Source organism: Rhodococcus sp. 05-2255-3B1, assembly GCF_002258545.1.
Taxonomy (GTDB): Bacteria; Actinomycetota; Actinomycetes; order Mycobacteriales; family Mycobacteriaceae; genus Rhodococcoides.
This window is the reverse complement of the sequence record NZ_NOZC01000007.1, coordinates 124,595-142,913: the sequence shown is the minus strand read 5'-3', so window position 1 is coordinate 142,913 and position 18,319 is coordinate 124,595. Positions and strand designations below refer to the sequence as shown.

General features: G+C 65.9%; 19 protein-coding genes. 9 read left to right on the top strand and 10 right to left on the bottom strand.

Annotation, left to right across the window (positions count from 1 at the left end; genetic code table 11):
- Positions 1 to 51 precede the first annotated feature (51 nt).
- Positions 52 to 693, top strand: coding sequence for a LysE family translocator (locus CH249_RS04835; protein WP_032396867.1), 642 nt, complete (start codon positions 52 to 54; stop codon positions 691 to 693).
- Here CH249_RS04835 and atzF read toward each other — a convergent pair.
- From atzF to CH249_RS04810, 5 genes are read right to left on the bottom strand one after another with little or no spacing between them, the layout of a single operon-like run.
- The gene (gene atzF, locus CH249_RS04830) at positions 618 to 2,378 is read right to left on the bottom strand and encodes an allophanate hydrolase (RefSeq protein ID WP_094682482.1); all 1,761 of its coding nucleotides are present in this window, start codon (positions 2,376 to 2,378) and stop codon (positions 618 to 620) included. The genes CH249_RS04835 and atzF overlap by 76 nt on opposite strands.
- Entirely contained in the window at positions 2,368 to 4,380 is a 2,013-nt protein-coding gene (locus CH249_RS04825) for a 5-oxoprolinase/urea amidolyase family protein (RefSeq protein ID WP_094646183.1), read from the bottom strand. Before CH249_RS04825 ends, atzF begins: the two co-directional genes overlap by 11 nt.
- A complete protein-coding gene (locus CH249_RS04820; RefSeq protein ID WP_032396865.1) occupies positions 4,377 to 5,021 on the bottom strand; it encodes an urea amidolyase associated protein UAAP2 in 645 nt (214 codons plus the stop codon). Before CH249_RS04820 ends, CH249_RS04825 begins: the two co-directional genes overlap by 4 nt.
- A complete protein-coding gene (locus tag CH249_RS04815) occupies positions 5,003 to 5,791 on the bottom strand; it encodes an urea amidolyase associated protein UAAP1 (RefSeq protein ID WP_094646182.1) in 789 nt (262 codons plus the stop codon). Before CH249_RS04815 ends, CH249_RS04820 begins: the two co-directional genes overlap by 19 nt.
- Positions 5,792 to 5,797: 6 nt before the next feature.
- The gene (locus CH249_RS04810) at positions 5,798 to 7,345 is read right to left on the bottom strand and encodes an amino acid permease (protein WP_045197596.1); all 1,548 of its coding nucleotides are present in this window, start codon (positions 7,343 to 7,345) and stop codon (positions 5,798 to 5,800) included.
- Positions 7,346 to 7,532: 187 nt separating this feature from the next.
- On the opposite strand from CH249_RS04810, the gene CH249_RS04805 reads away from it, so the two are divergent.
- The 4 genes from CH249_RS04805 to CH249_RS04790 are packed head-to-tail and all read left to right on the top strand — an operon-like array spanning position 7,533 to position 10,167.
- Positions 7,533 to 8,234: a TetR/AcrR family transcriptional regulator gene (locus tag CH249_RS04805; protein WP_094646181.1), complete on the top strand. Its 702-nt coding sequence runs from the start codon at positions 7,533 to 7,535 to the stop codon at positions 8,232 to 8,234.
- Positions 8,231 to 8,896, top strand: a complete 666-nt coding sequence (locus CH249_RS04800; RefSeq protein ID WP_045197593.1) for an SDR family NAD(P)-dependent oxidoreductase — start codon at positions 8,231 to 8,233, stop codon at positions 8,894 to 8,896. Before CH249_RS04805 ends, CH249_RS04800 begins: the two co-directional genes overlap by 4 nt.
- Positions 8,897 to 8,906: 10 nt before the next feature.
- A complete protein-coding gene (locus CH249_RS04795) occupies positions 8,907 to 9,350 on the top strand; it encodes a cupin domain-containing protein (RefSeq protein WP_094629106.1) in 444 nt (147 codons plus the stop codon).
- Complete coding sequence (locus CH249_RS04790; RefSeq protein ID WP_094629107.1) at positions 9,343 to 10,167, top strand: spermidine synthase; 825 nt, start codon at positions 9,343 to 9,345, stop codon at positions 10,165 to 10,167. Before CH249_RS04795 ends, CH249_RS04790 begins: the two co-directional genes overlap by 8 nt.
- Here CH249_RS04790 and CH249_RS04785 read toward each other — a convergent pair.
- The 5 genes from CH249_RS04785 to uraD are packed head-to-tail and all read right to left on the bottom strand — an operon-like array spanning position 10,164 to position 14,106.
- Positions 10,164 to 10,940 carry an IclR family transcriptional regulator gene (locus CH249_RS04785; RefSeq protein WP_045197588.1) on the bottom strand — a complete coding sequence of 259 codons (777 nt, stop codon included), beginning with the start codon at positions 10,938 to 10,940 and terminating at the stop codon, positions 10,164 to 10,166. The genes CH249_RS04790 and CH249_RS04785 overlap by 4 nt on opposite strands.
- A 31-nt stretch (positions 10,941 to 10,971) precedes the next feature.
- Positions 10,972 to 12,372 carry a nucleobase:cation symporter-2 family protein gene (locus tag CH249_RS04780; RefSeq protein WP_082073850.1) on the bottom strand — a complete coding sequence of 467 codons (1,401 nt, stop codon included), beginning with the start codon at positions 12,370 to 12,372 and terminating at the stop codon, positions 10,972 to 10,974.
- A gap of 12 nt (positions 12,373 to 12,384) precedes the next feature.
- Positions 12,385 to 13,275, bottom strand: a complete 891-nt coding sequence (gene pucL / locus CH249_RS04775; protein WP_032396857.1) for a factor-independent urate hydroxylase — start codon at positions 13,273 to 13,275, stop codon at positions 12,385 to 12,387.
- Between the two features lie 5 nt (positions 13,276 to 13,280).
- Positions 13,281 to 13,619 carry a hydroxyisourate hydrolase gene (gene uraH / locus CH249_RS04770; protein WP_094646180.1) on the bottom strand — a complete coding sequence of 113 codons (339 nt, stop codon included), beginning with the start codon at positions 13,617 to 13,619 and terminating at the stop codon, positions 13,281 to 13,283.
- Positions 13,612 to 14,106 (bottom strand): 2-oxo-4-hydroxy-4-carboxy-5-ureidoimidazoline decarboxylase, encoded by a 495-nt coding sequence (uraD, locus tag CH249_RS04765; RefSeq protein ID WP_256981086.1) that lies wholly within the window; start codon positions 14,104 to 14,106, stop codon positions 13,612 to 13,614. The genes uraH and uraD overlap by 8 nt, the downstream gene beginning before the upstream one ends.
- A gap of 277 nt (positions 14,107 to 14,383) precedes the next feature.
- Here uraD and CH249_RS04760 point away from each other — a divergent pair, with 277 nt between their 5' ends.
- The 4 genes from CH249_RS04760 to gcl are packed head-to-tail and all read left to right on the top strand — an operon-like array spanning position 14,384 to position 18,319.
- Entirely contained in the window at positions 14,384 to 14,779 is a 396-nt protein-coding gene (locus CH249_RS04760; RefSeq protein WP_032396855.1) for a gamma-glutamylcyclotransferase, read from the top strand.
- A 12-nt stretch (positions 14,780 to 14,791) separates the two neighbouring features.
- On the top strand, positions 14,792 to 15,628 hold the full coding sequence (locus CH249_RS04755) for a hydroxypyruvate isomerase family protein (protein ID WP_094646178.1): 837 nt from the start codon (positions 14,792 to 14,794) through the stop codon (positions 15,626 to 15,628).
- An 8-nt stretch (positions 15,629 to 15,636) separates the two neighbouring features.
- Complete coding sequence (locus CH249_RS04750; protein WP_032396854.1) at positions 15,637 to 16,518, top strand: 2-hydroxy-3-oxopropionate reductase; 882 nt, start codon at positions 15,637 to 15,639, stop codon at positions 16,516 to 16,518.
- Between the two features lies 1 nt (position 16,519).
- Positions 16,520 to 18,319: a glyoxylate carboligase gene (gene gcl / locus CH249_RS04745; RefSeq protein ID WP_094646177.1), complete on the top strand. Its 1,800-nt coding sequence runs from the start codon at positions 16,520 to 16,522 to the stop codon at positions 18,317 to 18,319.

Sequence of the window (18,319 nt, the reverse complement as noted above, 5' to 3'; positions counted from 1 at the left end):
CACCGTAACTGGCTCTTCTCGGTCGGTACGTCGGCGTGAAGAGTTGTCCGCATGGTCTCGATTTCTGCTGTTGTCGGAGTGTTCGCCGTGGCTCTCGCGTTGGTTCTGACCCCGGGGCCCAACATGATCTACCTCGTCTCGCGGAGCATCTCGCAAGGGAAGCGGGCGGGACTGGTGTCGTTGGCGGGCGTCGCGCTCGGTTTCCTGGTCTATCTCACCGCCACCAATCTCGGCTTGGCAGCGGTCTTCTCGGCCGTGCCTGCGTTGTACACCGCGGTCAAGCTCGCCGGTGCCGCCTACCTCGCCTGGTTGGCTGTGCAGGCGCTGCGCGGTTCGGTGTCGGCCTTCGAACCGACCGAGCTGCAACAGGATTCGACCCGTCGGCTGTTCACGATGGGGTTGGTGACCAACCTGCTGAACCCGAAGATCGCGATCATGTACATCTCGGTCATCCCGCAGTTCGTCGATCCCGCGGCCGGACACCTTCTGCTGCAGGGATTCACGCTCGGTGGCGTACAGATCGCCGTGGCAGTCGCGGTCAATCTGGCGATCGTGGTGCTGGCCGGATCGATCGCTCAGTTCCTGGCCGTTCGCCCCACGTGGCTGAGGGTCCAGCGCTACGTCATGGGCACGGTACTCGGACTGCTCGCCGTGCGCGTGGCGACCGACGGAGGCAGACCGGTCCCGGCTTGAGCCCTGTATGCGCGCCAGCCGCCGAATTCGGTGATGTCGGTGCCGTTCTCGGCTGCGTCGTGCGCGCAGCAGAATCCGGTGACCCAGCGACCGTCGGACAACTCGACCGGACCCAGACCCATCGGCGCGGGCAATCCCGCGAGGAACGTTCCGAGGGCGGCGGCGGACATGCGATACAACTCTCCCGAGATGGGAGCGCCGTCGCCCGCGCGCCGCACGAGACCGGGCTTGGGCGGGGTGGTGTGCAGATCCACGAGTCGGTAGTCCGCCGTGGTCGTCACCTCGCCGATGAAGCGTGCACCGCGATCGGTCAGCTGGTGGTGCACGGGAAAGCCGCGCAGGTGCGCTCCGACGGCCAACACCTCGATACCGTCGTCGATCAGCGACGGCGACGCGGTGCCGCTCAACTGTGCAGCGAGGTCGATCGCGATCTGATCCTCGAATGCCGGTACCACGACCATGACGCCGAACGGGTTGCCGTCGTGCGTCGAGGCTCCGGGAACGGCCACCGCGGCCATGTCGAGCAGATTGCAGAAGTTGGTGAACGTACCGAGGCGTCGGTTGATGCCGACCGGATCCGATTGCACCGCAGCGATGCTCGGATGCTCGGTGGTGGTGGGCAACAGCAGGCCGTCGAAACCGTTCAGGAGTGCGCGGGCCGCGGTCTCGGCTCCGGCGAGAGCGGCGAGATCGTCGACGTACCGGTGTGCGGACGGCGCTGCCGCCGAGCGAACGATCGCGGACACCGTGGGATCGGCACCGGCAGGCGCGGTGTCGAGGAACTCTCCGACGGCCGAATACCGCTGGGCCACAATCGCTCCGTCGTACAGCAGTGTTGCCGCGTCCAGCAGCGTCGAGATGTCGACCTCGGCGTGGGCAATACCCTTCTCTGCCAGGCCGGCCACCGTCGCCTCGAATGCCCGACGGTACGCCGGACTCAGCGATGTCAGATCCTCACCTCGTGGGACGGCGACGCGGGACTGCGGGGACGCGGCGAGCCGTACGTCGGAAGGCCAGGCCCGGCTGCGTGGATCGGTGGCGGTGGGCCCGGTCATGACTTTCATCGCCGCAGTGGCACTGTCCAGATCGCGCGCGAGAACTGTGACGCAGTCGTAGTCGGCGCAGGCGGGCACGACGCCGGTGTTCGGCACGATACCCAGTGAGCTCTTGATGCCCACCAGGCCGTGGAAGGCTGCGGGCACTCGACCCGATCCGGCCGTGTCGGTGCCGATTCCGATGTCCGCGATGCCCAGTGCCACCGCGACGGCGGAACCGGAGCTCGAGCCTCCCGAGATCAGTGTCGGATCCCAGGCGCAGCGGACCGCGCCGTAGGGGCTGCGGGTGCCGACCAGTCCGGTGGCGAACTGGTCCAGGTTGGTCTTGCCGAGCACCAGTGCGCCCTGGCTCGTCAGTCGCTCGACGGCGACGGCGGAAATGCCGGGTGTGTAGGCGAATTCGGGGCATGCTGCGGTGGTGGGCAGGCCGGCGACGTCGATGTTGTCCTTGACTGCGACGAGTACTCCGGCGAGCGGTAGATCCGCACCGGCCGCGACCGCCTCGTCGAGGGCGACGGCCTCGGCCAGCACGTCGTCCTCGTCACGCAGGGTGATCCACACCTCCGGCCGATCGACCTCGGCAATTCGCTTGTATGCCTGCAGAACTCGTTCTCGTACCTCAGGCTGCATCGGTCCTGCCTTTCATCGTATCGAATTCGCCTGCTGCCGACCATGCGTCGCGTTCGGCACCGAAGGCGACGGCCTGCGTCGCGCGGAACTCGGCGATGGAGTCCGCGTTGGTGTCCAGGAAGTTCTCGTGCTCGGCGAGGGAGAACTCACCGTCGGTGATCTGCACTCCGCCGCCGCGGCCGGCCGCCAGATCTGCGCGCAGGTCCATCAGTTCCTCGGGTTCGACCGGGTACCAGGAGATTCGGTCGAAGAACCGGAGCAGCCACGGGGTGCCTTCCTCGAACGGTCCGCCGCTGTAGGCGGCACTGTGGTTCCACACCTGCGTGGTTCGTCCGACGAACTGGTAGCCGCCGGGACCTTCCATGCCGTAGATGCACAGGTACGCTCCGCCGATACCGACGGCGTTCTCCGGCGTCCACGTGCGCGCCGGGTTGTACTTGGTCGTCACCAGTCGGTGCCGCGGATCCAACGGTGTCGCCACCGGTGCGCCCAGGTACACGTCACCGAGACCGAGGACCATGTAGTCGGCGGCGAAGACGGTGTCGAACACCTCTGCCACCGAATCGAGTCCGTTCATCCGCCGGATGAATTCGATGTTCCAGGGGCACCACGGGGCGTCGGCGCGCACACCGTGCATGTAGCGCTGGATGGCCTCGCGGGTCGAGGGGTCGTCCCACGAGAGCGGCAGCCGAACCTGGCGGCTGGGGACCACGAGCTCCGAGGCCGCGGGTAGTTCGTTCTCGACCTCGGACAGCAGACCCATCAACGAATCGATGGACAGTACATCGGGATTCACCTTCACCTGCAACGAGCGGATCCCGGGAGTCAGGTCCACCAGGCCACGGGGCGCGAGGGCCTCGACGCGCTGATGGAGGGCATGCACCCGGGCGCGCAGGGCCAGATCGAGTTTCATGTCGCCGTACTCGACGAGCACGTTGTCGTCGCCCGAGCGACGGTAGGTGACGCACGTATCGGCGTCGCGTCGAGCGATCACTCCGTCGTCGCCGTCGCCGCCTGCGGAGAACACCGCGGGCAGAGACGCGCGGCGAGCGAGACCGAGTGAACCCAGCGGCGCCGTGGACGCGGCCTTCACGGGAACGAATCGGATGGTGTCGCCCGGCCTCAGTTGACCGAGCTTCCAGCGTTCGGCGGCCACGACGGTGACGGGGCAGACGAAGCCGCCCAGGCTCGGACCGTCGGGTCCGAGCAGGATCGGGGTATCGCCGGTGAAGTCCAACGCCCCGACGCTGTAGGCGTTGTCGTGGATGTTCGACGGGTGCAGTCCGGCCTCGCCGCCGTCGGGCCGAGCCCACTGTGGCCTCGGTCCGATCAGTCGGACTCCGGTGCGATCGGAGTTGAAGTGCACCTCGTAGCGGGTGGCGTAGAGGGTGTCGATGTCGTCGCGGGTGAAGAACTCCGGTGCGCCGTGTGGGCCCTCGGTGACGGCGATGTCCCAGCTCGACGTCAGCACCGGCAGGTGTTCCATGGGAATCGGACCGAGAACGGCGGGGTTGTCGGAGCGGCCGGCCAGTGCGATGACGTCGCCCTCGCCGAGCACGCCGCCGCGATGTCCGCCGAACTTGCCGAGTGTGAACGTCGCTGCACTGCCGAGGTAGTCGTCGACATCGAAGCCGCCCTGGACGAGCACGTAGACCCGCAGACCCGCACCGGTGGTGGTGCCGACATCGAGGGTGGCACCGGCGGGTACCAGGACCGGCTTCCACTGCGGGGCCGCGCGGCCGTCGATGCGCACCGGTACCGCGGCACCGGTGACGCAGACGTAGGTGTCGGCATCGAACGTCAATGCCGGCCCGGCCATGGTGGATTCGAGTCCCGGAGTGCCCTCGGGGTTGCCCAGGGCGACGTTGCCGAGCCGGAACGACAGGTCGTCCATCGGTCCCGATGGCGGTACGCCCACCTTCCAGTACCCGATGCGGCCCGGCCAGTCCTGCACCGTGGTGAGCATTCCCGGCCGGTGGACTGTCATCTTGGTCGCCTTCATGCCCCCGCCGACTCTCGCGTCACGATCATCCGGACCGCAGTGGGGTCGAATCCGTTGCAGGGGTTGTTGATCTGTGGGCAATTGGAGACGAGCACGAGGGTGTCGATCTCGGCACGCAGTGAGAGTTTCTTCCCGGGAGCCGAGAGACCGTCGACGATGCCGAGGGTCCCGTCGGCGTCGACGGGCACGTTCATGAAGAAATTGATGTTGGGTGCCAGATCTCGCTTGCCGAGGCCCCACTTGGATCCCTCGATCAGGAAGTTCTCGACGCAGGCGTGCTGGTGCTGAGTGTGGTGGCCGTAGCGCAGGGTGTTCGACTCCTTGGAGCAGGCACCGCCGACGGTGTCGTGGTTGCCGACCTCGTCGTCCACGATCGTCATCAGCGGCGTCGAGTCATCGCTGCGCAGAACGGAACCGGTGGTGAGGAACAGGTTCTGTTGCGCGGAGACCGTCGCGGCGGCGGAGTATCGGATGGAACGATCGTGCGCGCCGTACAGCAGAGTGTCGACGGCTTGATTGCCGTACAGGTCGACGATCGTCAGGATGTCACCGGCTTCGACCACGGCGGACCACGGACCGAAAGCGGGGGCGATCTCGTCTTTCACGATCACTGCACTGGTGGTCACTGTGCTGCCTTCCATGCGTCCTCGGTGTTCTGCACTGCGCGTTGATATTCGGGTTCGGTGTTGTCGAGCGTGAGCAGCTCCTCCGGTGCCCGCCAGGCCAACACGTCGAGGGCGGTGGTGGGGAATTCGGACCTCGGGTCGAGTGGGTGAGCGGTGTTGGCGAGCAACACGATCACCGGCAGGTGGATCAGCAGATCCACCGACTTGCCCGCTCCTGCGGATCCGGTGCTGACCAGAGCGCCGTCGGCGGCGACGGTGACGCCGTGGAAGAACGACAGGGACGGCGCGACGTCCCGCGGTTCGAGTCCGTGCTTGGCCGCGGCGAGGGTGAACAGTTCTCGACCGGCCGGAGCCGACGAATGTGGTCCGCTGTCTCCGTATTTGGCGACGTTGGTAGCGGTCGAGGTGGTGCCGCACAGTGCGTCGTGGCGGCCGGAGGTGTCGCCGACGACGGTGGCCAGAACACGGCCCTGGTCCGAGAGCAGGGGATGACCCGAGCTCAGATACGCCTGCCACGGCACCTTGACGGTGTCGGCGGTGTTGAGCCGTTCCCATGGTGCGTCGGCGCGGTACAGCAGCAGATTGGCGCAGGCGTCACCGTTCACGTCGACGAGGCGCAGCCGGGTTCCGCGAGCGAGGACCTTGGTGGTGTAGCTGCCGCCGGGGACCGACTCGGCCCAGGTGAGTTCCGAGATGCCCTCCGGCGCAGTGGGTGCAGGCGCGACGGTGGCCTGGGATCGTGCGTGTTCCTTGGCCGAGTGGGTGGTTGCGGTTGCCGTGCTCATGGTGATTCAGGCTCCGATCGTGACGGGCTTGGGGTGGGCTTTGCCGCGGGGCAGGCAGGCGATGCCCACGACGATCACGGCGAGGACGGTCAGTGGTGCGGCCCATCGCAGGATGGGGAATTCGCCGGTGGGGTCGAAGATCTCGGCGCGGGGCCACGACAGGTTGATCACCATCAGTCCGCCGTACAGGACCGCTGCGATGTTGACGGGCAGGCCGAGGCGGCCGAGGGTGAAGAGCTTCTCGCCGTCGCTGTCCTTCTGCACTCCGCCGTGCGGCCATCCCTTGAGCCGCTGGATCAGCAACGGGACGGTCACCATCATGTAGGCGAGGTAGATCAACACGATGCAGACGCTGGACAGCGTGGTGAAGATCGCGGAGTTGCCGACGTTGACGGCCAGGATCGCAACGCAGGCCACGCCGATCAGAACCGACGGTGCGATGGGGGTTCCGGTGCGCGAGTTGACCTTCGCCAGCGCTGCCGATGCGGGCAGTCGTCCGTCCCGGGCCATGGAGAACATCAGCCGCGATGCCGCGGTCTGGATGGCGAGGGTGCAGATGAACACGGCGATGGCGACGTCGATCAGCAGGACCTTGCCCCACGGTGAGGTGAGGATCGAGTCGATGACGTACGGAAGCCCCTGTGTCGCAAGCTGACCGTCGGTCAGGCTCGGTGCGGCCATCAGGGCACCGACGATCATCAGGCCACCGCCCAGTGCCGAGGCGGACAGTGCAAGGCGGATGGTGCGGGGCGCGACGCGTCGGGGATTGCGGGTCTCCTCGGCCAGTTCGCCTGCCGAGCCGAAGCCGACCATGACATAGGCGGCCATCAGGCCCGAGACGATCCAGGCCCCGATGTAGCCGGGATCGGCTCCGGCACTTCCGGTATCGAACACCACCTGTGGTCCGCGTTCGGCGTGGGTGAAGAACACCAGGACCAGGGCGATGACTCCGACGATCTCACAGGTGACGCCGATGCTGTTGATCCGCGACATCCAGTTCACGCCGATGCAGTTGATGGTGGTGGTGAGCACCAGCAGAATCGAGCCGAGCACAACGGCATTGGCGGCACCGCTCGGTGAGGTGAGTGCGGTGTCCTCGCCGATCAGCTGGAATCCGCCCCAGATGCTGGGAAGTACCACCTGCAGGGCGATGGCGGCGGCCGAGGCGGTGACGATCTGCGCGATGATCATGAACCAACCCGCGAACCACCCGACCAGCTCACCACCCATGCGCCGCGACCAGTGGTAGATCGCGCCCGAGATGGGATAGCGGGCAGCGAGTTCGGCGAAGTTCAGAGCCACCATGAACTGGCCGAGGAACACCAGCGGCCAGGTGAGGAAGAAGGCGGGGCCGCCGAAGCTGAAGCCGAGTCCGAAGAGCTGGAAGATGGTGGTCAGAATCGAGACGAACGAGAAGCCGGCCGCGAAGGACGCGTACTTGCCGAGGCTGCGATGGAGCTGCTGGTCGTAGCCCAGGGCGGCCAGGTCCGAATGATCCGAGGTGGCGGGTGATTCGGACCCCTGACCCGACGCGGGCAGTGTGGTCGAGCTCATGTGATCTCCTACGGGCGAGGTGGGTGGATGAGTGACCCCGCTGCATCGCCGAGGCGGGTTTTCTGTCAGTTGATAGTTTTCGGCACGGTCGTTCCCGGATCGTGTCCGTCGTGCAACAAGCTCGTTTCGTCTATTTCGATCAGATGACAGAAATCTCACCGTCATATCGACCTGACAGGATGCAGTCATGACCGGAGCAGGCAGGCCAAGGCTGAGTACGAAGAAGCGGCCCGGCGACACCGCTCGCGAGGAGATACTCGACGCCGCGGCCGAACTGTTCACCACTCGCGGCTTCACCAACACCTCGACTCGCGTCATCGCCGAGGCCGTCGGATTACGTCAGGCCTCGCTCTACCACCACTTCGCGACCAAGGACGACATCCTCGACGCACTGCTCAGCGGAACGGTCGACGCACCGCTGGCCGTCGCGCAGCGCATCCGAGACTCACAGGCCGAGCCCGCGACCCAGATGTACGCACTCGCCTACTTCGACTCCGGCCAACTCGGTGCGTCCACCTGGAATCTCGGCGCGCTCTATCTGCTGCCCGAGCTGCGCAGCGAACGCTTCGAGACTTTCCGCGACCATCGCTACACGCTCATGGGCCTGTATGCGGCGATCGCGTCGGACACGCTCGATCAACTCGACGCCGAGCGCCGTCCGGGGACGGAGGACCTGCCGTTTCGACTGGTGGAGACCGTGGTGAACGCGCGGGCCGATCGTGAGAACGGCCGGAGCGACCCGACAGCCGATGCCGCCGGTATCGCCGCAGCCGCACTGCGTGTGCTCGGCTGGACCGGCGATGTCACGGCGCTGCACGAGAGCGCAGAGGCCCTGCTCGAGTCGGTCGTCGGAATAGTCGAGGATGGACTCGCCTTGCACAGGTCATGACTTCCATAGCAATTGTCGGAGCAGGTGCAGGTCTCGGAGCAGCGGTGGCGCGCAAGTTCGGCGCGCAGGGTTTCTCGGTCGGCCTCATCTCCCGAAACCAGGCCCGTGTCGACGCTCTGGCCGATCAGCTCGCCGCCGACGGTATCTCCGCGAAGGGCTTCGTCGCCGACGTGCGTGACCCGGCCTCGATCGCCGCAGCGCTCGAGCAGGTCACCGAAACGCTCGGGCCCATCGAGGTGCTGCAGTACAGCCCCCTTCCGCAGAAGGACTTCATGCGGCCGGTGCTCGAGACCACCCCGGCCGACATGGTCGGCCCGGTCGAGTTCTCGATCTACGGACCGATCGCCGCCGTCCACCAGGTGCTCCCGGGCATGCGGTTTCTCGGCGAGAACAAGGGCACGATCCTGTTCGTCAACGGCGGCTCCGCAGTCAAGCCGGGTCGCACCGTCACCGGCACGTCCATCGCGTTCGCCGGCCAGGCAGCCTACGCGCAGTTGCTCAACGAGGAGCTGGCCGAAGAGGGAATCCAGGTGTCGCAGTTGATCATCGGTGGTGCCATCGACGGTAGCGACCCGAGGAAGAGCCCCGAGGCTCTCGCCGAGCAGCTGTGGAGCCTGCACACCGGGCGCGACACGTTCCGGGTTCAGATCGCTACGGATTAGGGTTGCGTCCATGACGTCGTTGCCTCACTGGGCTCTTGGCCTGGACCTCGCACCCCATCCCGAGGGTGGTTGGTTCCGCGAGACCTGGCGCAGCGAGGTCACCATCCCGCAGGAGTTCCTGCCCGACGGCTATCCCGGCCCGCGCGCGGCAGGCACGGCGATCCTGTTCCTGCTCATGCCCGGCCAGCAGTCGGCGTGGCACACCGTCCGCGGGACCGAGATGTGGCTGTATCACCGTGGTAGTCCGGTGCAGCTCGACCTCGGCGGCGCAGGGGACGAGCCGGGAACCGTGACTTCGCTGCTGGTCGCACCGGACGCGCCGCAGCAGATCGTGCCGCCCTCGGTGTGGCAGCGGGCGCGTCCGGTGGGCGACGAGCCGAGTCTGGTCAGCTGTACCGTCACGCCGGGATTCGATTTCGAGGACTTTCGGCTCGACGGGCCCGCGAATGGGTAGGAAGCGCGCGTCGGCACCGGCCGGCTCGCTGCAACCCGGAGTGTTCGAGATCGATTCGGGCACCTGTGAACTGGTCCGCGACGCCTTCTCCGACGACGGCTGGGTCGTCAATGTCAACGACGTCCCGAGTTCGCACATCGACATGAACGACCCCACCGTTCTCGAATTCGAGTACATGCGCTGGATCTCCGGACTGGTTCGCGCGCAGTGGGATTCGACCTTCCCGCTACGAGCGCTGCACCTCGGGGGTGGGGCGTGCACACTGGCACGTTCCTTCACCGCCGAATTCCCCGGTGCGCGTCAGGTGGTCGTGGAACTCGACGGCAAGCTCTCGGAGCTGGTACGCGAATGGTTCGACCTCCCGCGAGCACCGCTGCTCCGTATCCGCGTCGGTGAGGCGCGGGCGGTCACCGAGACCTTGAGCGAGAACAGTCGCGACCTGATCGTGCGAGATGTGTTCGCCGGGGCGGTCACTCCGGCCCCGCTGCTGACTGCCGAGTTCACCGCCCATGTTCGACGCGTCCTCGCGCCCGGCGGCATGTACGTCGTCAATTGCGGTGATCGACGCGATCTTTCGCTCGCGAAGCAGGAGGCGTCGACTCTTCGCAGTGTCTTTCCGCATCTGGCGATCGTCGCCGATCCGGCGATGCTCAAGGGCAGGCGCTACGGCAACATCATCATCGCGGGCAGCGATGTGCAGATCGGGGATTCCCCCTCGTTGGCTCGCGAACTGCTCGGCGGCGCGGTTCCGGCTCATGTGTGGCTGACCGAGCAGGTCGAGTCCTTCGCTCGCGATGCGAGAATTCTGAAAGATTAGGGTGCGGGGTTGTTGCCCGCGAGATCTTTCGCCAGTCGCTCGGCGGCCGAGATCAGCAGGGGTACGAACTGTTCGGCCGATTCGAGCGTGACTCGCGCGGTGGGTCCGGCGATGGACATCGCCGTCAGCGTGGGTGCACCGATCACCGGTACGGCGAAGCAGCGCACGCCCACTTCCTGCTCGCCGTCGTCGATCGCGTAGCCGCGTTGGCGGATCACCGCAAGATCTTCGAGTAACGCGTCCAGCGTGGTGATGGTGTTGACGGTACGGGGTGCCATACCGAGGCGGCCGACGATCGCGCGGACGGCGTCGTCGTCCAACTGCGCGAGGAGAGCTTTGCCGACGCCGGTGGAGTGCGGCAGCACCCGCTGTCCCACCTCGTTGAACATTCTCATGGCGTGTTCGGACGGCACCTGCGCGACGTAGACCGCCATGTCGTCTTCGAGGAATGCCATGTTCGACGTCTCGTGCGTGATCCGGACCAGCTCGGCCAGGTACGGCTTGGCCCATCCGCCGATCAGTTTGGAGGCGCTGTCGCCGAGACGAATGAGCTTGGTGCCCAATGCGTATCGACGGGACGGCAGCCGCCTGACGTAGCCGAGCGAGACGAGGGTCCCGATCAGTCGATGCACGGTCGGCATCGGCAGATCGGTTCCCTCGGCGAGTTCGCTGATCCCGATGGATCCGCCCGAGGCGGCCATGATGTCGAGCAGCTCGAATGCGCGCTCCACGGACTGCACCCCGCCACCTGCCGCCACAGTCCCACCTCGCATGCTCGTAGCTTCCACCGATCTCGGTAGAACACTACTGGTGATGCCGCGTCGCCACCGGTGGAGCCGCGGTCACCACCGAGGGTGAGGCCTTCTGGCCGATCGTGACGACGTTGAAGGCGATGTTCAGCAGGACCGCGACGATGCTCGCGGCACTGATGCCCGAGTCGAGTACCACGTGGACCCAGTCGGGGAAGGCTGCATAGAAGCCCGGTACCGCGATGGGGATGACGCCGAAGCCGATGGCGACGGCCACGATGACGAGGTTGAGATTGCCGTCGAACTCCACCTTGGACAGAGTCCTGATGCCGCTGGCGGCCACCGAGCCGAACAGCACGATGCCCGCGCCGCCGAGTACCGGCAACGGAACCGATGCGACGACCAGACCGAGGATGGGAAAGAGTCCGAGGAACAGCAGCACCGAGCCGCCGGCGGCGACGACGTAGCGACTCTTGATTCCGGTGACCGCCACCAGACCGACATTCTGGGCGAACGCACTGGCGGGGAAGGTGCCGAAGACGGGAGCGATGGTGGTGGCCACCATGTCCGCACGCAACCCGTCGCCGACGCGTCGGGCATCGACGTCGGTACCGACGATCTCGCCGACGGCCAGGATGTCGGCGGTGGTCTCGGTCATGATGACGAGGATGACGACCACCATCGACAGGATCGCCGCGATCTGGAAGGTCGGAGCTCCGAACGCGAACGGCTCGGGGAGGCTGAAGATGGCACCGTCACCGACACCGGAGAAGTCGGCCTTGCCGACCAGGACCGCGAACACCGTGCCGACGATGATGCCGATGAGGATCGACAGCCGCGACAGTGTGCCCTGCACCAGTCGGCTGACGAGCAGAACCACCACGAGGCTGAAGGCCGCGAGACCGATGTTGGACATCGAGCCCCAGTCGGTGGCCTGCTGATCACCGCCCATCGCCCACCGAACCGCAACGGGCAGTAGCGAGATACCGATGACGGTGATGATCGTGCCGGTCACCACCGGTGGGAAGAAGCGAACGATCTTGCTGAAGAACGGGGTGATGAGGATGCCGATGGCACCGGCGGCGATGATGGCTCCGAACACCGAGTTCAATCCGCCCGGCCCACTTGCGATGGCCACCATCGTCGACACCGAGGCGAACGAAATACCCTGCACCAGAGGGAGCTTTGCGCCGAAGTACGGCACCCCCAGGGTCTGCAGCAGGGTGGCCGCTCCGCTGACGAACAACGCGGCCGAGACCAACAGCGCGATCTCGGTGCCGGTCAACCCCGCTGCGCCGCCGACGATCAGAGGTGGTGCTATGACGCCGCCGTACATCGTCAGGATGTGCTGCAATCCGTAGAGATACGACCTACCGATCGACAACCGCTCGTCCTCGGGACGGGCGGGGTCGTGCGGTGCATGGGTCTTGGCCGCAGTGCGTTTTGTCAGCTTCATGTCGGCTCGCTCCTAGCAGAATCCGGGCACGGTATCCCAGGCGCGGCCTGCGTCCGGGGCATCGTCGCGCTGCACCGTGGCCTCGATCAGACCGTAGGGGCGATCCGCGACGTAGAAGACCTCACCGGGGTTGTCGAGTCCGAACGGCTCGAGGTCGACGAGGAAGTGATGGATGTTGGGCATCGAGAACTTGATCTCCCCGATCTCCGGGTGTGCCTCAAGAACCTGCTTGCCCATCTGGAACAGGCTCTGCTGCAACGCAAGAGAGTGAGTGGAGGCGAAGGCGTCGAGCATGATCGAGCGGACGTCGTCGAAGGTCTTGTCGAAATCGAGCTCGGTGGTGAGATACCGCCAGCGGGCACTGACCGAGGTGGCCAGTATGCGGTCGGTGGTTTCCTTCAGCGTCGTGTAGCGGTCCTTCGGGTACCCCCAGAACTCCGACGCCGTCGAGTTGAGGACCACGAGGTCGCTGATTCCGGAGACGATGGAGATGTTGTCGCCGTCGACCGTCACGATCGTGTTCCGCTTCTCGTCGCCGGCCTTGACGAACGAGTGGTCGTATCCGTCTTCACCGTCGGCGATTCGCGACCAGGAGTACTGCTCGATCTCCCAGCGGCCGCCGGTGATCCAGTCGAAGCTGTCGGTGAAGTGCGCGCCGAGGCGCAGAGCGAAGTTCTCGATCGCGCCGATACCGTCCCGCGCGAACGCGTACACGGTGTTCTTCTGAGTGTCGGTCGCGACGACGTGGGCGTTGTCGCCCTCGGTGTGGACGGCCTCGAGATCTCCGCGCAGCTGCGAGGTGACGCTGACGTCGGTGATGCGGTGGCGAGGAGTCTCGCGGTCGATGCGGACGAGTCTGCATTCGGCTTTGCCGTACTGGTTTGCTCCGAGCACGATGGTCATGGGTTCTAGCTCCCTCGATAGGTGGTGAAAGCGAACGGGCTCAACAGAAGTGGTATGTGGTAGTGCTGGTCGGATGCGGTGATCTCGAAAGTGACGAGAACCTCGGGGTGGAAGCACTCGGTGTGCTGGGCGGCGAAGTACGCGCCGGTTGCGAAAGTGAGGCGGTAGACGCCCGGTTCGAGTTCGCTGGGACCGAGCGCGGCGACGCGTCCTTGCTCGTCGGTGACCGCGTCGGCGACGGGGGTGCCGTGGACATCGGACAGTACGATCGAGACACCCTGCGCCGGAACGCCTCTCGCCGCATCGAGCACGTGAGCGGTCACATGGCTCCTCTGGTCAGACATCGCCGAGACTTCCTGTTGCCCGAATCTCGGCGATCTCCCGCAGTTCGTGTTCGACGACGACTGCCTCGGTCTCGGGGTCGTTGCCGAGCCTGGTCTGCAAAGCGTCGAGAACTGCGTCGGCATCCCGGCCGGCGGCCCTGATCAGAAACACCTGCCCGAAGCGGTTCTCGTAGGCCAGATTTCCTGCTCTCAGCCGCTGTTCGACGGTCGCGTCGGAGATGTCGACGCCGGATTGCTCGTTGCTCGCGTGCCGAGCGCTTGCGTCGTCGCCGTCTGGTCTCTCGCCGATGCGCGGATGCACGGCGAGTGCGCGGTGCACTTCATCGGTTGTCAATGGTGCGGCAGCGCGATGAATGGCGTGGCGCAGAGCCTGCACGTCGGTGAACGGCCGTGCGCTCAGAACTCCCGCGACCCAGCGAGGCACGTCGAGGCAGAGCGAGAGCGTGCGTGCCGCTTCGGTCTCACAGGCCGTGTTCAGATCGGCCACGACCCCGGCTGTCTCTGATTCCGCTATACGAAATGTTGATTCCACCAAACGAGCGTGACACCGATCACATCCACTGTCAAGGGTTGATCTCGGGCTGTCTGCGCCGAGTCTTTCGGTGTTGCCGCACTGCGGTATTCGGCGCTTCGGTCGGGCAGTCCGGGTGAGCGGGTCTTGACAGATCCACGTGGTGCACGCCACACTCGAAACACGAAACGGAATCACTATTCCGTATTACGGACTTTGAGTCCGGTCGATCGAGCCCGAGAGGAACGACTTCATGACGGAGCTTTTCTGCAACGGTGGTGCGATGCGGGGCGGCAGCCTGCACCACAACGTCTCGTCCCACCCGTTCGTCGGGACAGTGCGCACCACACCGAACTACCGCTTCTTCTCGGTACGCGACGAATTCCCGGCGCTGCTGCTCGACCACACCGCCGGTGCGGCCATCGAGGGCGAGCTCTACGACATTCCGCTCGACGACATCCGCACGGCGTTCCTGCCGGACGAACCGCCGGAGCTCGAACTCACCGTGGTCGCGCTCGAGGACGGGCGCTCGGTCCTCGGCGTCGGCCTCCGCCCCGGGGTGCTCGATGCACAACCGGACGAGCTGACCGACATCACCTACACCGGCAGCTGGCGCAGGTACCGCGGCCTGCCGCAACCTCAGAACTGAAAGGCACTGTGTATGAACACGTTCGCTGATTCCAGGCTTCACTACACCGTCAACTGTTCCATTCTCTTCACCGACGTGCCTCTGCTCGATCGACCGCAGCGCGCCCGAGATGCCGGCTTCGACGCCGTCGAATTCTGGTGGCCGTTCGGGGGCCCGGTGCCGTCGGACGCCGATGTCTCTGCGTTCGTGTCCTCGATCCGCGATGCCGGGGTACAGCTGACCGGTCTGAACTTCGCCGCCGGCGACATGCCGGCAGGCGACCGCGGGATTCTGTCCGATCCAGCGCAGGTGCAGGCCTTTCGCGACAACATCGACGCCACCGTCGGAATCGGCGAACAACTCGGCACCAAGACGTTCAACGCCCTCTACGGAAACCGCATCGACGGAGTCGACCCGCTCGACCAGGACGAGGTCGCGATCGAGAACCTGGCCGCAGCCGGGAAGGCCGCAGCGAAAATCGGTGCGGTCGTACTGGTCGAACCCGTCAGCGGCGCACCCGCCTACCCGCTGAAGTCCGCTGCCGGAGCCGTCGCCACCATCCGTCGAGTTGCCCGTGAACAGGACGTCCACAATCTGCGCCTGCTTGCCGACCTGTACCACCTCGCCGTCAACGGAGACGACGTGCCCGCAGCGCTCGAGGCCCACCACGACCTGATCGGGCACGTGCAGATCGCCGACTCCCCCGGCCGCGGAGAACCGGGCACCGGATCGCTCGACCTCGGCGGACAGCTCGCCGGCCTCGCCGAACGTGGTTACGACGGCTACGTCGGACTCGAATACAAAGCCACCCGCCAGGACACGTTCGACTGGCTGGAGCTGGCTCTTTCCACCGGCACCACTACCAAGTAGGGATTGATATGAGCACCATCGCATTCATCGGCCTCGGGATCATGGGCAGCCCCATGTCCGTTCATCTCGCCAAGGCGGGCCACCAGGTGGTCGGCTACAACCTGACTCCGGATCGCACCGGGCCCCTGGTCGAAGCGGGCGGCACGGCGGCCGACTCCATCGCCAAGGCCGTCCACGACGCGGATGTCATCGCGATCATGGTTCCCGACTCCCCCGATGTGCAGGACGTCCTGGTCGGTGAGGGTGGTGTGTTCGACAATGCTCGACGCGACGCGCTGATCATCGACTTCTCCAGCATCCGTCCCGACGTCACCGCCACCTTGGCCGCCGACGCGATCTCGCGCGGCTTCCGGATCCTCGATGCCCCGGTCTCCGGAGGCCAGGCCGGTGCCGAGAACGCGACCCTGTCGATCATGGTCGGTGGCAGCGCGGACGACTTCGCCACGGCCAAGCCGATTCTCGACGTCGTCGGCAAGACCGTCGTGCACGTGGGTCCGAGTGGGTCCGGGCAGACCGTCAAGGCGGCCAACCAGCTGATCGTGGCAGGCAACATTCAGGTGCTCGCCGAGGCCATCGCGTTCCTCGAGGCGTACGGCGTGGACCTGGCAGCGTCGGTCGAGGTTCTCGGCGGCGGCCTCGCCGGCTCGGCAGTGCTGAACCAGAAGGCACAGAAGATGCTGGACCGCTCGTTCGAGCCCGGGTTCCGCATCGACCTGCACCACAAGGATCTCGGCATCGTCACCTCGGCTGCGCGTGAGGCGGGGGTCGTGATCCCGATGGGCGCGGTGCTGGCGCAGCTGATGGCCTCGGCCCGCGCCAATGGTGATGGTGGACTGGATCATTCGGCGCTGTACCGCGGCGTCGCTCGGCTCTCCGGTAAGGGAAACTGATATGCCCAGGATGCGCGCGGCCGATGCCGCAGTGAAGATACTCGAACTCGAAGGTGCCACAACCGCATTCGGTCTCCCCGGTGCGGCAATCAATCCCTTCTACGCGGCGATGCGCGATCACGGTGGGATCCGCCACGTGCTGGCCCGCCACGTCGAGGGTGCCTCGCACATGGCGGAGGGGTTCACCAGAGCGGCACCGGGCAACATCGGCATCTGCATCGGAACCTCCGGCCCGGCCGGTACCGACATGATCACCGGGCTGTATTCGGCCATGGCCGACTCCATTCCGATCCTCGCCATCACCGGCCAGGCCCCGGTTGCGCGGCTGCACAAGGAGGACTTCCAGGCCGTCGACATCGCGGCGATCGCCGCACCGGTGACCAAGATGGCGATGACCGTGCTCGAACCGGCTCAGGTTCCCGGTGCGTTCGCTCAGGCATTTCACCTGATGCGATCCGGCCGTCCGGGACCGGTGTTGATCGACCTGCCCATCGACGTGCAGCTGGCCGAGATCGACTTCGATCCCGACACCTACCAATCGCTGCCCGTGCACAAGCCCGTCGCCTCGCGCGCCCAGGCCGAGAAGGCCATCGACATGCTGCTCGCGGCCGAGCGCCCGTTGATCGTGGCCGGCGGCGGCATCATCAACGCCGATGCCTCGGACCTGCTCGTCCAGCTCGCCGAGATACTCGACGTCCCGGTCATCCCGACCCTGATGGGCTGGGGCACGATCCCGGACGATCACCGTCTCGCCGCAGGCATGGTCGGGCTGCAGACCGCGCACCGGTACGGCAACGCGACCCTGCTGGCCTCGGACTTCGTGCTCGGCATCGGAAACCGCTGGGCCAATCGGCATACCGGCGGACTGGACACGTACCGCAAGGGCCGCAAGTTCGTCCACGTCGACATCGAGCCGACCCAGATCGGACGCGTCTTCGCACCGGACTACGGCATCATCTCCGACGCCAAGGCCGCCCTCGAGCAGTTCGTGGCCGTTGCCGAAGAACGTCGGGCGGCAGGCACGGTGCGCGATCTCTCGGGCTGGGTCGAGGACTGTGCGACCCGCAAGCGCACGATGCATCGCCGCACCCACTTCGACAACGTGCCGATCAAGCCGCAGCGCGTGTACGAGGAGATGAACAAGGTCTTCGACCGAGACACCCGCTACGTCAGCACCATCGGGCTCTCGCAGATCGCGGGCGGTCAGTTCCTGCACGTCTACTCCCCGCGCAACTGGATCAACTGCGGGCAGGCCGGCCCGCTCGGCTGGACCATTCCCGCGGCACTGGGTGCGGTGGCAGCCGATCCCAAGGCGAATGTCGTTGCACTGTCGGGAGATTACGATTTCCAGTTCATGATCGAAGAACTCGCTGTCGGCGCACAGTTCAACCTGCCGTACGTGCACGTGGTGGTGAACAACTCGTACCTCGGGCTGATCCGGCAGGCGCAGCGCGCGTTCGACATGGACTTCTGCGTGCAGCTGGGGTTCGACAACATCAATACTCAGGAATCACAGGACACGCAGCCCGGTATCCCCAAGGGCTACGGCGTCGACCATGTTCGGGTGGCAGAAGGATTGGGCTGCAAAGCGCTTCGCGTCACCGATCCCGACCTCATCGGCGAGACGCTGGTGCGGGCCAGGACTCTGGCCAACGAGCACAAGGTTCCCGTCGTCGTGGAGATCATCCTCGAGCGGGTCACCAACATCTCGATGGGCACCGAGATCGACAACGTCGGCGAGTTCGAGGAGCTGGCAACCACCTCGTCCGACGCGCCGACCGCGTTGCTTCTGCTGGACTAG

Coding starts and splice junctions, on each gene's coding strand:
- CH249_RS04755 (WP_094646178.1), top strand. CDS start 14,792: ATGAACACGTTCGCTGATTCCAGGCTTCACTACACCGTCAACTGTTCC.
- CH249_RS04815 (WP_094646182.1), bottom strand. CDS start 5,791: ATGAGCACGGCAACCGCAACCACCCACTCGGCCAAGGAACACGCACGA.
- gcl (WP_094646177.1), top strand. CDS start 16,520: ATGCCCAGGATGCGCGCGGCCGATGCCGCAGTGAAGATACTCGAACTC.
- CH249_RS04790 (WP_094629107.1), top strand. CDS start 9,343: ATGGGTAGGAAGCGCGCGTCGGCACCGGCCGGCTCGCTGCAACCCGGA.
- atzF (WP_094682482.1), bottom strand. CDS start 2,378: ATGCAGCCTGAGGTACGAGAACGAGTTCTGCAGGCATACAAGCGAATT.
- CH249_RS04800 (WP_045197593.1), top strand. CDS start 8,231: ATGACTTCCATAGCAATTGTCGGAGCAGGTGCAGGTCTCGGAGCAGCG.
- CH249_RS04835 (WP_032396867.1), top strand. CDS start 52: ATGGTCTCGATTTCTGCTGTTGTCGGAGTGTTCGCCGTGGCTCTCGCG.
- CH249_RS04750 (WP_032396854.1), top strand. CDS start 15,637: ATGAGCACCATCGCATTCATCGGCCTCGGGATCATGGGCAGCCCCATG.
- CH249_RS04820 (WP_032396865.1), bottom strand. CDS start 5,021: ATGGAAGGCAGCACAGTGACCACCAGTGCAGTGATCGTGAAAGACGAG.
- pucL (WP_032396857.1), bottom strand. CDS start 13,275: ATGACCATCGTGCTCGGAGCAAACCAGTACGGCAAAGCCGAATGCAGA.
- CH249_RS04760 (WP_032396855.1), top strand. CDS start 14,384: ATGACGGAGCTTTTCTGCAACGGTGGTGCGATGCGGGGCGGCAGCCTG.
- CH249_RS04810 (WP_045197596.1), bottom strand. CDS start 7,345: ATGAGCTCGACCACACTGCCCGCGTCGGGTCAGGGGTCCGAATCACCC.
- CH249_RS04780 (WP_082073850.1), bottom strand. CDS start 12,372: ATGAAGCTGACAAAACGCACTGCGGCCAAGACCCATGCACCGCACGAC.
- CH249_RS04805 (WP_094646181.1), top strand. CDS start 7,533: ATGACCGGAGCAGGCAGGCCAAGGCTGAGTACGAAGAAGCGGCCCGGC.
- CH249_RS04785 (WP_045197588.1), bottom strand. CDS start 10,940: ATGCGAGGTGGGACTGTGGCGGCAGGTGGCGGGGTGCAGTCCGTGGAG.
- CH249_RS04795 (WP_094629106.1), top strand. CDS start 8,907: ATGACGTCGTTGCCTCACTGGGCTCTTGGCCTGGACCTCGCACCCCAT.
- CH249_RS04825 (WP_094646183.1), bottom strand. CDS start 4,380: ATGAAGGCGACCAAGATGACAGTCCACCGGCCGGGAATGCTCACCACG.
- uraH (WP_094646180.1), bottom strand. CDS start 13,619: ATGTCTGACCAGAGGAGCCATGTGACCGCTCACGTGCTCGATGCGGCG.